We start from the raw sequence: 14,544 nt of genomic DNA, 5'->3' as shown, positions 1-14,544 counted from the left end.
TGGCCGGCAGGCCAGAGAGGGTCGCTGCGCGTGAAACGCCGGCGCCCTTCGCCAACAGAGAAGGTCGGCGCTCTACGCGCGGCGACCCCCTCTGTCGCCTTCGGCGACATCTCCCCTCAAGGGGGAGATTTGGCACTACCCAAACTTCCCCGTCCGCGGGAAGCCCTTCGGCACCATGCGGCCGGCGGCGGCGCGGGCGCCGATCCACTCGGCGAGTTCCTCGCGCGACTTGGTGAAGGTGCGGTCGGCCGAATCCTGCCAGGAGAGCCCGGTCTCCAGCGTGAAGGTCTTCAGGTCCAGCACGCCGCCGTCCTTGTATTTCTGCAGGCGCACGCCCTTGCCGCGCGCCATTTCCGGGATTTCGGCGAGCGGGAAGACCAGCATCTTGCGGTTCTCGCCGACAATGGCGAGGTGGTCGCCCGCCACCGGAATGCAGCGCTTGGCTTCGTCCGGCGCCTTGACGTTCATGACCTGCTTTCCCTTGCGGGTGTTGGCGACGACCTCTTCCTCCGAAACGACGAAACCATTGGCGTCGTATGACACCAACAGCAGCTTGCGCTTCGGATCATGGACAAAAGCGGTGACGATGTCCTGGTCGTTCTCCATGTCGACGATGATGCGGATCGGCTCGCCATGGCCGCGGCCGCCCGGCAGCCGATCGGCGCCGATGGTGTAGAACTTGCCGCCGGTGGTGAAGACCAGGATCTTGTCCGTGGTCTGGGCATGGAAGGCAAGCTTCAGGCTGTCGCCTTCCTTGAAGGCGAGCTGCGAATAATCGGTCAGGTGGCCCTTCATGGCGCGCAGCCAGCCCTTTTCCGAGACGACGACCGTGACCGGCTCGCGTTCGATCATCGCATGCGCGATGTCGGTGAGATCGTGCTCCGGCGCGTCGGCGAACTGGGTGCGGCGCTTGCCGAGCTCGGTCTCGGGGCCGAACTTGTCGCGAAGCTGCGTGACTTCCCACTTGATCGTCGCCCATTGCTTGGCGTCGGACGCGAGCAGCGCCTCGATCTGCTTCTTCTCCGCCGTGAGCCCGTCGAACTCCTTGCGGATCTCGATCTCTTCCAGCTTGCGCAAGGCGCGCAGGCGCATGTTGAGGATGGCTTCGGCCTGGTTGTCGGTGAGCGACCAGCGGGCCATCATCACCTGCTTAGGCTCATCCTCCTCGCGGATGATCCTGATCACCTCGTCGATGTTGAGATAGGCGATCAGGTAGCCGGCGAGGATTTCCAGCCGCTTTTCGATCTCGCCGAGACGATATTTCGAGCGGCGGACCAGAACGTCGCGACGATGGTCGAGCCACTCCTTCAGCACGCCCTTCAGCGAGAGCACGTTCGGCACCTTGCCGCGCGACAACACGTTCATGTTGAGTGGGAAGCGGCTTTCGAGCTCGGTGAGCTTGAACAGCGATTCCATCAGCAGGCCGGGATCGACGGTGCGGCTCTTCGGCACCAGCACGATGCGGATGTCCTCGGCGCTCTCGTCGCGGATGTCTTCGAGCAGCGGCAGCTTGCGCGCCATCAGAAGCTCGGCGATCTTCTCGATCAGCCTGGCCTTCTGGACGCCGTAAGGAATCTCGGTGACGACGATGCTCCAGGTGCCCCTGCCCTGATCCTCCTGGCCCCATTTCGAGCGCACGCGAAAACCGCCGCGGCCCGTCTCATAGGCTTCGAGGATCGAGGCGCGGCTGTCGACGATGATGCCGCCGGTCGGGAAATCAGGCCCCTGGACGAAATCCATCAGCTTCGCTACCGGCGCTTCCGGATGTTCGATCAGATGGAGAGCGGCATCGCAGAGTTCGGCGGCGTTGTGCGGCGGGATCGAGGTCGCCATGCCGACGGCAATGCCCGAGGAGCCGTTGGCGAGCAGGTTCGGGAAGGCGCCCGGCAGGACGGACGGCTCCTCGTCCTCTTCATTGTAGGTCGGGCGGAAATCGACCGCGTCTTCATTGATGCCGGCAAGTAGCTCGCTCGCCACCTCCGTCATGCGCGCCTCGGTGTAGCGCATGGCGGCGGCGTTATCGCCGTCGATGTTGCCGAAATTGCCCTGCCCGTCGACCAGCGGGTAGCGCATCGAGAAATCCTGCGCCAAGCGCACCAGCGCGTCGTAGATCGACTGGTCGCCATGCGGATGGAATTTGCCCATCACGTCGCCGACGATGCGGGCGCATTTGGCAAAACCCTGATCGGGGTTGAGCCTGAGCAGCCGCATGGCATGCATGATGCGGCGATGGACCGGCTTCAGTCCGTCGCGCACATCCGGCAATGCCCGGTGCATGATGGTCGACAGCGCGTAAGCGAGATAGCGCCGCTCGAGCGCTTCCTTCAGATCGACCGGTTCGATTTTGTCGCCGCCGCCATTGTCATCGGGCGGCAAAAGCCTCTTTCCCATGGATTTGGACTAGCCGAGCGGGTGATTCGCGGCAAGCGCCGCGTGAACATCGGCGCTTTGGTCGCGGCTGCAAACACACAACCGGCGATGTGAAGGGCTTCACTGAAGCGACGGAGCCGCGGCTGCAATTTGCCACCGATCTGCAACAGGCTGCGGCGGCACCATGACGCCGGCCAACATCAACTCGTTACACGCGGCCTCTATCTGGCATGCAACGCGCTGGCGGAGGAAAGCCGCGATCTTCATGACAAATTCACCGCGTCGCGCAATGACTGCCAGCCGGCGTTTGCTTTTCGTCGCCATTTTCGACACATGTGCCGGAAAATGCCTTCTTCCCGTCCCGTTCGTCACGGAATGGTGATGGAGCAGGTTTCAAAACAATTTCATCATAGCCAAATCAGGACAGGGAACTCGCCATGACAATCCAACGCTCAACGCTCAAGAAACTGGCTTTTTCGACCTTTCTGCTGACGCTGCCTCTTAATGCGGCCTTCGCCGCCGATCCGGCGGTGGCCGAGCGTATCAAGGCAGCCCTTGCCGCCCAGGGCGTCGAGATTTCGTGGACCGGTGTCTCGGGCGACGATTCCAACGCCGTGCTGCAGGGCGTCTCCATCAAGCCGGCAGCCGAGAAGGAAGCGCTGCCAATCGGCGACGTGAAGCTGGAAGGTGTGACCGAGACCAATGGCGGCTATGCGATCGCCACCGTCTCGACCTCGCCCTTCGAACACAGCAAGGACGGCGTGACGCTCGACCTTAGCCCGGTGGTCATCCACGACATGAAAGTCCCGGCCGAAGGCAGCACCGATCCGCTCGGCTCGCTGATGATGTACAAGTCGGCGGAGCTCTCCAACGTGACGGTCAAGGTCGGGGACAAGACGGCCTTCGCGATGGACGGGCTTGCGGTCCAGATCACCCCGCCGGCCGACGGCAAGGCGATGGACTTCACCGCCAACACCGAGAAATTCACCGCGGATCTCTCGCTGATCGACGATCCCAAGTCGAAGGAGGCGATCGAGGCACTCGGCTACCAGAACATCTCGGGCAACATTGCCATGGCCGGCACATGGCAGCCGAGCGACGGCAAGATGGAGCTGTCGAAATATGACATCTCGGTCGAGAATGCCGGCACGCTCGGCATGACCTTCAACCTCGGCGGCTACACGGTCGATTTCATCAAGTCGATGCAGGCGATGCAGAAGCAGCTCGCCTCGCAGCCGGAAGGCGCCGACAATTCCGCGCAGGGCATGGCCATGCTCGGCCTGATGCAGCAGCTTTCCTTCAACGGCGCATCGGTGCGCTTCGAGGACGATTCGCTCACCGGCAAGGTGCTCGACTATGTCGGCAAGCAACAGGGCATGTCGGCCAAGGACGTCGCCAACCAGGCCAAGGCGATCGTGCCGTTCGGCATGGCGCAGCTCAACAATCCCGAGTTGACGGCGGAAGTCTCGTCGGCGGTCAACACCTTCCTCGACAATCCGAAGAGCCTGGAAATCTCGGCCGAGCCGCCGTCGTCGGTGCCGTTCGCGCTGATCATGGCCGGCGCCATGTCCAACCCGCTCGACCTGCCCAAGACGCTCGGCGTCAAGGTCAAAGCGAACCAGGACTGATCGAACACGTCAGCTCCAAACAAAAAGCCCGGCAGTGATGCCGGGCTTTTTTGTCGGGCCGACTTCTTAGAAGAAACAAAGGCTGGCTGGGAGTCCTAGCCTTCCTTCTTCGTAACCGCGACGCGCAGCGACAGCTCGCGCAGCTGTTGCGGGGTCGCTTCCGACGGCGCGTTCATCAAGAGGTCGTAAGCCTGCTGGTTCATCGGGAACATGGTGATCTCGCGCAGGTTCTTGGCCCCGACGAGCAGCATGACGATGCGGTCGACACCGGCCGCCATGCCGCCATGCGGCGGCGCGCCATACTGGAAGGCGCGATAGAGGCCGCCGAAGCGCTCTTCCACGGTTGCGCGGTCGAGACCGACCATCTCGAAAGCCTTGACCATGGTTTCCGGCAGATGGTTGCGGATGCCGCCCGACGCGATCTCGAAGCCGTTGCAGACCATGTCGTACTGGAACGCCTTGATGCCGAGCGGCTCCTGCCCGTTCAGCGCGTCAATGCCGCCCTGCGGCATGGAGAACGGGTTATGCGCGAAATCGATCTTCTTCTCGTCCTCGTTCCATTCGAAGAACGGGAAGTCGACGATCCAGCACAGCTCGAACCGCTCGCGGTCGACGAGGTTCAGCTCCTCGCCGGCGCGGGTGCGCGCGGCGCCCGCGAAAGTGACGAACTTCTTCGGATCGCCGGCGACGAAGAAGGCGGCATCGCCGTCGGCAAGGCCGAGTTGCTGGCGGATCGCCTCGGTCCGTTCCTCGCCGATGTTCTTGGCCAGCGGGCCGGCGCCTTCGAGTTTTTCGCCTTCCTTGCGCCAGAAGATGTAGCCGAGGCCCGGCTGGCCCTCGCTCTGCGCCCAGGAGTTCATGCGGTCGCAGAAGGCGCGGCTGCCGCCGGTCTTGGCCGGAATGGCCCAGACCTCGGCCTTCGCATCGTTGGCCAGGATGTTGGCAAAGACCTTGAAGCCGGAATCGCGGAAATGATCCGAGACCGCCTGCATCTCGATCGGGTTGCGCAGGTCCGGCTTGTCGGAGCCATAGGTGCGCATCGCCTCGTCATAGGGAATACGGCGGAATTTCTGGGTTACCGGCTTGCCGTTGGCGAAGGTTTCGAAGACGCCGCGAAGCACCGGCTCCATGGTGGAGAGCACGTCGTCCTGCTCGACGAAGCTCATCTCCAGGTCGAGCTGGTAGAATTCGCCGGGCAGCCGGTCGGCGCGCGGGTCCTCGTCGCGGAAACAGGGCGCGATCTGGAAATAGCGGTCGAAGCCGGACACCATGATCAGCTGCTTATACTGCTGCGGCGCCTGCGGCAGCGCATAGAAGGTGCCGGGATGGATGCGCGACGGCACCAGGAAGTCGCGCGCGCCTTCTGGCGACGACGCGGTCAGGATCGGCGTCGAAAATTCGGTGAAGCCGACCTCGCCCATGCGCTTGCGCATCTCGGCGATGATTTTTGTCCGCGCCACGATATTCCGATGCAGCGTCTCGCGGCGCAGGTCGAGGAAGCGGTATTTTAGGCGGATGTCTTCCGGGTACTCCGGCTCGCCGAACACCGGCAGCGGCAGTTCCTTGGCGGCCGACAGCACCTCGATCTCGCGCGCGAAAATCTCGATCTCGCCGGTCGGCAGATTGGCGTTCACCGTCTCCGGCAGCCGCGCCTTGACCTCGCCGTCGACGCGGATCACCCATTCGCCGCGCACCGTCTCGGCCACTTTGAAGGCCGGCGAATCCGGATCGGCGACGATCTGGGTCAGGCCGTAATGGTCGCGCAAATCGATGAAGAGCAGCCCGCCATGGTCGCGCACGCGATGCACCCAGCCCGACAGGCGGACGGAATTGCCGACGTCGCTCTTTCTCAACTGGGCACAGGTGTGGCTGCGGTAACGATGCGTGGTCATGGGTAAAGTCCGGAAATTGCGGGCACCAGCCCGGCTCGAAAATTGGCGCGAAAAGCGCATGAGAGGCCGGCTTTGTCAAGGCAAGCGCTCACACAGGCGCGCTTCAGCTCAGGCAAAGTGGATTTGCGCGCCTTGGCTTTGGAAATCGGCGAGCGTGGCGGCAGGCGCGGTCTTTTCCACCACGAGATGGCGGATCGCATCGGCACCGGCGACACGATAGGGCGCAGCAGTCGCAAGCTTGTCGTTGGTGACGGCAATGACGATGCCGGCGCTGTTTTTCGCCATGGCGCGTTTCACCTCAGCTTCGGCCGAATCGAAGGCGGTCACGCCGCGAGCGGCATCCAGACCGCAGGAGCCCAGAAAGAACAGATCGGCGCCGAGCTGGGCCACGGCGGCCAGCGTATCGGCGCCCACACAGGTGCCGAGCTCGGGAACATAGCGGCCACCGAGCACGATCAGTTCGACCAGAGGACGATCGGCCAGCGCCGAGGCGACGCCCAGCGAATTCGTGGCAATGGTCAGTTCCATATCGCGCGGGATTGCCCTGGCGATGGCTTCATTGGTAGTGCCGCCATCGATGAACAGGGACTGCCCCGCCACGAGCAGCCCCACTGCCGCTTTCGCCAGGCGCGTCTTTTCCTCGACCGCATGTCCGCTGCGCTGGCTGAGCGTCGCGGCGGCAAAGGGCGCCGAGGCGACCGCGCCGCCATAGACCCGGCGCAGCTGCCCGGCCTTGGCCAATTCCCTGAGATCGCGGCGCACCGTGTCTTCCGAGACGCCGAAGCGGCTGGCGAGTTCGCCGGCCAGCACCTTTCCGTCCGCCGCAAGCTGATCGCGAATGAGTTGGTGGCGTTCTTCGGTGAGCATGCACGATCCTATTTATTTGTGCACGTTATTGCATGTTTTGCCTATTCATGCAAGAAACAGAGTCGTGAGCGGGTCCAGGAGTTCGCCCGCCGTATCTCCCTGTTGTTGGATGCCCGCGATGACCCTTGGCCTGAAACTCGCTCCGCAGCACCGCGTCTATGCGGGCTTTGCGGTCTATTCCTTTGCCATGGGCAACATCTTCCCGCGCCTGCCCGACATCAAGCGAGCCATGCGGATCGAGGATGGCACGCTCGGGCTCGCCCTGATCGGCACGCCGATCGGCACGCTGATCGCGCTGACGCTGGCAGCGCCGGTCCTGGAGCGTGTAGGCTTTCGCCGCGCGCTGCTTTGGCTGGTGCCGTTGCTTGGCCTGGCCTATGCAATAGCGGTGCACGCGCCTGGCCCGGCGTCTCTGTTCCTGATGCTGCTTCCGGTCGGGCTGATGATCGGCAGCATCGAGATCATCTTGAATGTCGAGGCCGACAGGACCGAGTTCCTGCTCCAGCGCCGCATCATGAACCGGGCGCATTCCTTCTGGAGCATCGGCTTCTTCGGCGCCGGCCTGTTCGGCGGCGCGCTGGCGCATCTCGGCCTGTCGCCGCAACTGCATCTGGCGCTCGTGGTGCCGATGGTGGCGGTTGCGATGACGCTGTTCCTCGGCGGCTTCGAGCCGGCGCCGGCGCGGTTCGCCGCGACCAGCGACGAAGCGCCGATATTCGCGCGCCCCACGCTGCCGATCCTCGTCCTGGTCGCGGTGACGCTGTCGGCGATGCTGATGGAAGGCGCCAGCATGGACTGGTCGGCGATCTATATGCGCACGGTGTTCGAATCCGGCCCGCTCACCGCCGGCTTTACCGTGGCGCTGTTCGCCTTCTCGCAGGCGACGACGCGGTTCTTCGCCGACAGCTTCGTCGACCGCCACTCGCCGAGCGGCGTGGCGCGCGTGCTGTTGGCGACGATGATGGCCGGCGTCTTCACCGTCTTTTTCTCGCCCCTGCCCTTCATTTCGATGCTGGGCTTTGCGCTTCTGGGCATCGGCAGCAGCGCCATCTTCCCGCTGGCGATCTCGGCGGCGGCTCAGCGCACCGACCGCCCCGCGGCGATCAATGTGGCGGCGCTGTCGCAGATCTCCTTCGTCGCCTTCCTGCTTGGGCCGCCGCTGCTCGGCTTCGTGTCGGACCATTGGGGCATCCGCTCGGCCTATGGCATCGGCATACCGTTCATCCTGCTCAGCCTGGCGGCAGCGGGCGCGCTCGGTCGACGGCCATCGTCGAGCGCTGTTCCGGACGGCGCGGTATCCGGTTCGACAAGAGAGCGAGTGCCGGCGCGGGCCTATGAGGCATGAACGGCTCTTGGCGGAGCGGACCATGACGGCCTGAGGGTATGGCGGCTTGGCGCGCTGGTGCGTCGTGCGATTTCGCATGGGAGAACCCGGCGATCGGGCTACCGCTTACGTTGCGGCGGCTTGACGAAAGCGCGCGCGGCTGAAATTGAAAGGGGCCTAATATTGTGCCAGAAGCGATTTGATGCGCGTCATCACCACACAAGAAGAACTCGAGAGCGTTGTCGCGGCGTTCGAAAAGGCGGAATTCGTTACCGTCGATACCGAATTCATCCGCGAGACGACCTTCTGGCCGATCCTTTGCCTGATCCAGATCGCCGCGCCTGGGATCGAGGCGCTTATCGATCCGTTGGCGCCCGGCATCGACCTGAAGCCGTTTTTCCGGCTGATGGCCAATGAAGCGGTGCTGAAAGTTTTTCACGCGGCGCGCCAGGACATCGAAATCATCGTCCATCTCGGCAATCTCGTGCCGCATCCGGTGTTCGACACCCAGGTGGCGGCGATGGTCTGCGGCTTCGGCGACAGCGTTTCTTACGACCAGCTCGTGCAGAAGGTCACGGGGGCGCGCTTGGACAAGTCGTCGCGCTTCACCGACTGGCGGCACCGGCCGCTCTCCGACAAGCAGCTCGAATACGCGCTTGCCGACGTCACCCATCTGATCAAGGTCTACCAGCATCTCAGCGCCGAGCTGAAGCGCGAGAACCGCGGCCATTGGCTCAACGAGGAAATGGATGTCCTCACTTCGCGCGAGACCTACGATCCGCATCCCGAGGATGCCTGGAAACGGCTGAAGATGCGGCTGCGCAAGCCGCAGGAGCTGGCGATCGTGCAGGCGGTGGCCGCCTGGCGCGAGCGCGAGGCGCGCGAGCGCGATGTGCCGCGCGGCCGCGTGCTCAAGGACGACGCGATCTACGAGATCGCGCAACAGGCGCCGCGCGACGCGGCGGCGCTCGGCAAGCTGCGCACCACCCCGAAGGGCTGGGAACGCTCCGCGACGGCAACCGCGCTGCTGGGCGCGGTCAACGCCGCCCTCGCGCTGCCCAAGGATGCGATGCCGAAACTGCCGAAGAGCGTGCAGCCGCCGGAAGGATCGAACGCGGCGGCGGAGCTGCTCAAGGTGCTGCTCAGGATCGTCGCCGAAAAGGAAGGCGTCGCGACCAAGGTGCTGGCTTCCAGCGACGATATCGACCGCATCGCGGCCGAGGGCGACGAAGCCGACGTGCCGGCGCTGCAGGGCTGGCGGCGCGCCGTCTTCGGCGAGCAGGCGCTGAGGCTGGTGGGCGGCGAGATTGGCATCAAGTTCGACAAGCGCAGGATTGCGGTGTTCGATCTTTAAGCTACACCGCTCCAAGCAGGTGCAGCGCGAACCAGATCCAGGCGATGAGAAGTATCCCCGCGCCGAGGAAGAAGACGCTGGTGCGGTGCGGCACATGGTTTCCGTTGAGATGCACCCAGGCGTGCACATAGCGCGTGAGGATGAACAGCCACATCAGCGCCAGCGTCAGATAGTTTACGCCGTTGGTGACGAACAGCGCCAGGCAGAGCACGTGGAAGAGAACCGGCAGCTCGAACTGGTTGATCAGATTGTTGGCGACGGTGACGCTCGAAGCGGGTTCGGTCGAGCGGAGCTTGTACTGGCTGACCCTGGCTTCGCCTGATTTCACAGCCCCGTATCGCCGTTTGAGCATTACCAGATAGACGATATAGACCAGTAGCACGTGCGCCAGCATCGGCCAGAAGATGGCGGTCTGGCGCATCGGGCCCTCCCTTTCCTTAACGCGACTGCGGACGGAAAACCGTTTTACACTCTTCCTGGAACTGCTTTAGCGCCGTCGCTGTCCGGCCAGCGCGAAGACTGCGATAACGAAGACCGGGATCGCCAGCAGCGCGAATTTGGTGACGGTCAGCAAGGAAGCGAAGGCGAGCGAATCGGGATTGGCCGATTGGAAATCGGACAAGAGCCGCGCGACGGCGAAGTTCTGGGCGTAGTCGGCGACCGCGTAGGGAAGCACCAGCACCAGCGAGAACAGTGCCTGCAACTGCGCCGACATGGCGCGGAACGTGCTGAGCCGCCGCCCGTAAACAAGGATGAGGCTCACCAGCGTCAGCGACAGCAGCGCCGGGAACAGGAGATCGAAGGTCAAATAGTGCCAGACGATGATGATCTCGCCGCCGCGCCGGCCGAGCGCCGTGAGCCAGGCCATGCCTTCGTCGGGGGTGAAACCGGCGACGCGGATGTCGAGCGAGGCCAGGCCGCCGCTCAAGCGCTGGAAATAGAGGAACTCCAGCGCCGTCATGGCCAGGAAAAGCGCAATCGAGGCGATGGAGAGCGCCGCCGCGTGTCGCGACAGCCGCAGCACCGCCAAACTCAAAGCACGCCACAGTCCGCCCTGGCGGTCGGACTGGTCGGCCTCCCGATCAAATTCCGCCCGGGTAATTGGGGCTTTCGCGGGTGATCGTGACGTCATGGGCGTGGCTTTCACGAAGTCCGGCATTGGATATGCGCACAAAGGTGGCGCGCTCGCGAAAGTCTGCAAGGTCACGTCCACCCACATAACCCATAGCGGCTTTCAGGCCGCCCGCAAGCTGGTGCAGCACGCCAGCCACAGGTCCTTTGTAGGGAACCTGCCCTTCAATGCCTTCCGGAACCAGTTTCAGCGTATCGCGGACCTCGGCCTGGAAGTAGCGATCGGCCGAGCCGCGCGCCATGGCGCCGACCGAGCCCATGCCGCGGTAAGCCTTGAAGGAGCGGCCCTGGTGCAGATAGACCTCGCCCGGGCTCTCGTCCGTGCCGGCAAGCAGCGAACCGATCATGGCCGCGCTCGCGCCCGCGGCGAGCGCCTTGGCGAGATCGCCCGAATATTTGATGCCGCCGTCAGCAATGACGCTGACGCCGGCCTTGCCGGCCGTCTCGACCGCCGACATGATCGCCGAAAGCTGCGGGACGCCGACACCGGCAACGATTCGCGTGGTGCAGATCGAGCCCGGGCCGATGCCGACCTTGACAGCGTCGGCGCCGGCATCGATCAGCGCCTGCGTGCCGTCGGCGGTGGCGACGTTGCCGGCCAGGATGCGCACGGAGTTGGAGAGCTTTTTGGCCCGCGCCACCGCATCCAGCACGCGCTGCGAATGACCGTGCGCTGTGTCGATGACAAGCAGGTCGACGCCGGCGTCGATCAGGCGCTCGGCGCGCTCGAAGCCGTCATCGCCGACGCTGGTGGCGGCGGCGGCGCGCAGCCTCCCTTGTGCGTCCTTTGTGGCATGCGGATTGAGCTGCGACTTCTCGATGTCCTTGACGGTGATCAGGCCGACGCAATTGCCGTTCCTGTCGACCACCACCAGCTTCTCGATGCGGTGCTTGTGCAGCAGGCGCTTGGCTTCGTCCTGGTCGACATTCTCCTTGACCGTGATCAGGTTCTCACGGGTCATCAGCTCATAGACCTTCTGCGCCGGATCGGAGGCGAAGCGCACGTCGCGGTTGGTGAGGATGCCGACCAGGCGGCCGACCGTGTGGCCGCCGGTGCCGCCATTCTCCACCACTGGAATGCCGGAAATGCTGTTGGCGCGCATCAGCGCCAGCGCGTCGGCAAGCGTGGCGTCCGGACCGATGGTGACCGGGTTCACCACCATGCCGGATTCGAATTTCTTCACCTGCCGGACCTGCTCGGCCTGCTCGGCCGGGGTCAGGTTGCGGTGGATGACGCCGATGCCGCCGGCCTGCGCCATGGCAATCGCCAGCCGCGCCTCGGTGACGGTGTCCATGGCGGCCGACAGGATCGGCACGTTGAGGTCGATATCGCCGGCGATGCGGGTGCGGATGTCGGTTTCGCCCGGCATGACCTCGGAATGGCCGGGCTGCAAGAGCACGTCGTCGAAGGTCAGCGCCAGGGCGCCGGTGGACGTTTCGATGATTTTTCCCATGGCCAGTCCTTTTGAATGCGGAAAAGGCGCTGGGCCGATTGGCCAGCGCCGACTCTCATCTTCCCTTTCAGGATTGGCGCTGGCTGGTAACACGTCCTGTCGACAATGAAAAGCCGGTCGTTGCGCGGCGCGCGTGCTTCTTATCTGGTGCCCAGCAGGTCGTCGAGCAACTCGTGGCGCGGTGACACAAAGGGATTGACGATGGTGACTCCGCCCCAAGTGAAGCCATGTTGCAGGTCCTCCGACAAGAGCAACCGGCAACCCGATTGCGAGGCTGTGGACAGAATGACCGCATCCCAAATGCCGAAGCGATGGTCTGCGGCAAGGTCCACGGCCATCATCATCGCCTCGGGCGTCGTCCCGGCAACCGGGAATGCATCGCGCCAGTTCAGAAGTGCGTCCCGGGCTTCTGCATGCGATCGACCTGCCTTGCGCACCAACACGTCGAACAATTCGCCAATAACCTGAACAGGAATGACCGTCCCCTCTTGCGGAACGTTAGCCAGCAGTTCGAGGACGATCTCACGTTTTTCCGCGTCGCTCACACCTTCAGCATAGGCAAGGACATTGGTGTCGATTGCGACCTTCACCGGTCGTCCTCATAAAGCTCGTCCCGGGTCCATTTTCCGGCGTCGACAACAGGCTGGCGCCTGAGACGCGACAGCAGCGACGCCCGCGAGCGGGAAGCCACGCCTTCGCTCTTCTCGGCGGGCACAATCCGGGCGACAGGCCGGCCATGACTGGTCACGACATAGCTCTGGCCATCCCGCACGCCGCGAAGAATGAGGGAAAACTTGCGATTGGCTTCGGCAGCAGAAACTGCTTCATCCATAATTTGCACCTGGATTGTAGTTATATTCACTACAATAGTGATCGGCGTCACCTTTGGCAAGCAGTTGCGATGATCACCAGTGGTGTGTTCGCGCAAAAGTGACAGCAATTTAATGCGACACCCGGGCCGATGCGTGATAACCGCCCGGGCATATGCCGGCTCGCCCCCAAGCCTGGCCCGAGATTCGCGAAGACAAATCAGGGCGTTTCCCTTTGAACCGCATCATCCCGCTCATATTGGCGGTCGCGCTTTTCATGGAGAACATGGATTCGACCGTGATCGCGACGTCGCTGCCGGCGATCGCCGTCGACATCCACACCAGCCCGATCGCGCTGAAGCTGGCGCTGACGGCCTATCTGGTTTCGCTGGCGATCTTCATTCCGATCAGTGGCTGGATGGCGGACCGGTTCGGGGCCAAGACCGTGTTTCGCGCCGCGATCGGCGTCTTCATCGCCGGCTCCGTCGCCTGCGCCTTTTCCAATTCGCTGCCGGCTTTCGTGGTGTCGCGCTTCCTGCAAGGCATAGGCGGCGCGATGATGACGCCGGTCGGCCGCCTCGTGCTCGTGCGCGCCACGCCGAAGAGCGAGCTGGTGGCGGCAATGTCCTGGCTGACCGTGCCGGCGCTGGTCGGCCCCCTGGTCGGCCCGCCGATCGGCGGCTTCATCACCACCTATTTGACCTGGCACTGGATCTTTCTGATCAACGTGCCGATCGGGCTGCTGGGCATCTGGCTTGCCACGCGGTTCCTGCCTGAAACCGCGCCAGCCGAGACGCCGCCGCTCGATTTTCCGGGATTTGTACTCAGCGGGCTCGCGGCGTCCGGCGTCGTCTTTGGCCTTTCCGTCGTCAGCCTGCCGGCGCTGCCGCCGATGGCCGGCTTCATCACGGTGGCGGTCGGGTTGATCTCCGGCGTGCTCTATCTCATCCACGCCCGCCGCGCGAAGAACCCGCTGCTGGCGCTGGAGCTGTTCCGCAACCAGGTCTTCCGATCCTCCGTGCTCGGCGGCTCGCTGTTTCGCATCGGCATCGGCGCGGTGCCGTTCCTTCTGCCGCTGATGTTCCAGATCGGCTTCGGGCTGACGCCGTTCCAGTCCGGCATGATCACCTTCGTCTCCGCAATCGGCGCCATCGGCATGAAGTTCGTGACCGCGCTGCTCTTCCGGCTCGCCGGTTTCCGGCGCGTGCTGATCTGGGGCTCGCTGGTCGCCGCCGCCTCGATCGCCATCTACGGCCTGTTCACGCCTGACACGCCCTACGCGCTGATGCTGGCGATCCTTTTGGTCGGCGGCTTTATCCGCTCGATGTTCTTCACCGGCGTCAACGCGCTTTCCTATGCCGAAATCACGCCCGCCGACACCAGCAAGGCGACACCGATCACGGCGGTCTTCCAGCAATTGTCGATCGCGCTCGGCGTGGCGCTGGCAGGCGGCATCCTCGAAGTGTCGACCTCGATCCATGGCGGGCCGCTGACCTTGAGCGACTTCCACATCGCCTTCTTCATCGTGGCAGCCGTCTCGGCGGCCGCCTCGATCACCTTCATGCGGCTTGCGCCGGAGGCCGGCAGCGCCGTCTCGGGCCATGGCCTGCTGGCCACGCCGAAGACCCTGGAAACGGTGAGCACGGCGGGGAAGTGAGCCTTTCCCTTCTCCCCTTGTGAGGGCTTTGCACGGAACTGAGTTGGTGATTCGGTAG

13 protein-coding genes are annotated in these 14,544 nt (G+C 63.9%); 4 read left to right on the top strand and 9 right to left on the bottom strand.

Annotation, left to right across the window (positions count from 1 at the left end):
* Window positions 1–135: 135 nt before the first annotated feature.
* Together parC and E5X34_RS30180 are read right to left on the bottom strand one after the other, a co-directional pair.
* Window positions 136–2,391, bottom strand: coding sequence for a DNA topoisomerase IV subunit A (parC, locus tag E5X34_RS30185; RefSeq protein WP_292572571.1), 2,256 nt, complete (start codon window positions 2,389–2,391; stop codon window positions 136–138).
* Between the two features lie 99 nt (window positions 2,392–2,490).
* Window positions 2,491–2,694: a hypothetical protein gene (locus E5X34_RS30180; protein ID WP_292572568.1), complete on the bottom strand. Its 204-nt coding sequence runs from the start codon at window positions 2,692–2,694 to the stop codon at window positions 2,491–2,493.
* Between the two features lie 113 nt (window positions 2,695–2,807).
* Between E5X34_RS30180 and E5X34_RS30175 the strand changes: the two genes are divergently transcribed.
* Window positions 2,808–3,998, top strand: coding sequence for a hypothetical protein (locus E5X34_RS30175; RefSeq protein ID WP_292572566.1), 1,191 nt, complete (start codon window positions 2,808–2,810; stop codon window positions 3,996–3,998).
* Window positions 3,999–4,093: 95 nt separating this feature from the next.
* Here the strand turns inward: E5X34_RS30175 and aspS are convergent, their stop codons facing one another.
* Both aspS and E5X34_RS30165 read right to left on the bottom strand, forming a co-directional pair.
* Window positions 4,094–5,890, bottom strand: coding sequence for an aspartate--tRNA ligase (aspS, locus tag E5X34_RS30170; protein WP_292572564.1), 1,797 nt, complete (start codon window positions 5,888–5,890; stop codon window positions 4,094–4,096).
* Window positions 5,891–5,998: 108 nt separating this feature from the next.
* Window positions 5,999–6,757 carry a DeoR/GlpR family DNA-binding transcription regulator gene (locus tag E5X34_RS30165; protein WP_292572562.1) on the bottom strand — a complete coding sequence of 253 codons (759 nt, stop codon included), beginning with the start codon at window positions 6,755–6,757 and terminating at the stop codon, window positions 5,999–6,001.
* 118 nt (window positions 6,758–6,875) lie between these two features.
* Here E5X34_RS30165 and E5X34_RS30160 point away from each other — a divergent pair, with 118 nt between their 5' ends.
* Together E5X34_RS30160 and rnd are read left to right on the top strand one after the other, a co-directional pair.
* The gene (locus E5X34_RS30160; RefSeq protein WP_292572559.1) at window positions 6,876–8,102 is read left to right on the top strand and encodes an MFS transporter; all 1,227 of its coding nucleotides are present in this window, start codon (window positions 6,876–6,878) and stop codon (window positions 8,100–8,102) included.
* A gap of 181 nt (window positions 8,103–8,283) precedes the next feature.
* On the top strand, window positions 8,284–9,435 hold the full coding sequence (rnd, locus tag E5X34_RS30155; RefSeq protein WP_292572556.1) for a ribonuclease D: 1,152 nt from the start codon (window positions 8,284–8,286) through the stop codon (window positions 9,433–9,435).
* Between the two features lies 1 nt (window position 9,436).
* On the opposite strand, the gene E5X34_RS30150 is transcribed toward rnd, so the two are convergent.
* The 5 genes from E5X34_RS30150 to E5X34_RS30130 all read right to left on the bottom strand — a co-directional run bounded on the left by E5X34_RS30150 (window position 9,437) and on the right by E5X34_RS30130 (window position 12,852).
* Window positions 9,437–9,856: an MAPEG family protein gene (locus E5X34_RS30150; RefSeq protein ID WP_292572554.1), complete on the bottom strand. Its 420-nt coding sequence runs from the start codon at window positions 9,854–9,856 to the stop codon at window positions 9,437–9,439.
* 66 nt (window positions 9,857–9,922) lie between these two features.
* Window positions 9,923–10,450 (bottom strand): hypothetical protein, encoded by a 528-nt coding sequence (locus tag E5X34_RS30145; protein ID WP_292572623.1) that lies wholly within the window; start codon window positions 10,448–10,450, stop codon window positions 9,923–9,925.
* Between the two features lie 67 nt (window positions 10,451–10,517).
* Complete coding sequence (gene guaB / locus E5X34_RS30140; protein ID WP_292572551.1) at window positions 10,518–12,020, bottom strand: IMP dehydrogenase; 1,503 nt, start codon at window positions 12,018–12,020, stop codon at window positions 10,518–10,520.
* A gap of 140 nt (window positions 12,021–12,160) precedes the next feature.
* Window positions 12,161–12,610 carry a PIN domain-containing protein gene (locus E5X34_RS30135; protein WP_292572549.1) on the bottom strand — a complete coding sequence of 150 codons (450 nt, stop codon included), beginning with the start codon at window positions 12,608–12,610 and terminating at the stop codon, window positions 12,161–12,163.
* A complete protein-coding gene (locus E5X34_RS30130) occupies window positions 12,607–12,852 on the bottom strand; it encodes a type II toxin-antitoxin system prevent-host-death family antitoxin (RefSeq protein WP_127873837.1) in 246 nt (81 codons plus the stop codon). Before E5X34_RS30130 ends, E5X34_RS30135 begins: the two co-directional genes overlap by 4 nt.
* A 212-nt stretch (window positions 12,853–13,064) precedes the next feature.
* On the opposite strand from E5X34_RS30130, the gene E5X34_RS30125 reads away from it, so the two are divergent.
* Window positions 13,065–14,486 carry an MFS transporter gene (locus E5X34_RS30125; protein WP_292572543.1) on the top strand — a complete coding sequence of 474 codons (1,422 nt, stop codon included), beginning with the start codon at window positions 13,065–13,067 and terminating at the stop codon, window positions 14,484–14,486.
* The last annotated feature ends 58 nt before the right edge of the window (window positions 14,487–14,544 follow it).

The organism is Mesorhizobium sp. (assembly GCF_004963255.1).
GTDB lineage: Bacteria > Pseudomonadota > Alphaproteobacteria > Rhizobiales > Rhizobiaceae > Mesorhizobium.
Note: the sequence above shows the minus strand (reverse complement) of the source record. Positions and strands in the feature narration are given on the sequence as shown.

Coding starts and splice junctions, on each gene's coding strand:
- parC (WP_292572571.1), bottom strand. CDS start 2,391: ATGGGAAAGAGGCTTTTGCCGCCCGATGACAATGGCGGCGGCGACAAA.
- E5X34_RS30180 (WP_292572568.1), bottom strand. CDS start 2,694: ATGGCGACGAAAAGCAAACGCCGGCTGGCAGTCATTGCGCGACGCGGT.
- E5X34_RS30175 (WP_292572566.1), top strand. CDS start 2,808: ATGACAATCCAACGCTCAACGCTCAAGAAACTGGCTTTTTCGACCTTT.
- aspS (WP_292572564.1), bottom strand. CDS start 5,890: ATGACCACGCATCGTTACCGCAGCCACACCTGTGCCCAGTTGAGAAAG.
- E5X34_RS30165 (WP_292572562.1), bottom strand. CDS start 6,757: ATGCTCACCGAAGAACGCCACCAACTCATTCGCGATCAGCTTGCGGCG.
- E5X34_RS30160 (WP_292572559.1), top strand. CDS start 6,876: ATGACCCTTGGCCTGAAACTCGCTCCGCAGCACCGCGTCTATGCGGGC.
- rnd (WP_292572556.1), top strand. CDS start 8,284: ATGCGCGTCATCACCACACAAGAAGAACTCGAGAGCGTTGTCGCGGCG.
- E5X34_RS30150 (WP_292572554.1), bottom strand. CDS start 9,856: ATGCGCCAGACCGCCATCTTCTGGCCGATGCTGGCGCACGTGCTACTG.
- guaB (WP_292572551.1), bottom strand. CDS start 12,020: ATGGGAAAAATCATCGAAACGTCCACCGGCGCCCTGGCGCTGACCTTC.
- E5X34_RS30130 (WP_127873837.1), bottom strand. CDS start 12,852: ATGGATGAAGCAGTTTCTGCTGCCGAAGCCAATCGCAAGTTTTCCCTC.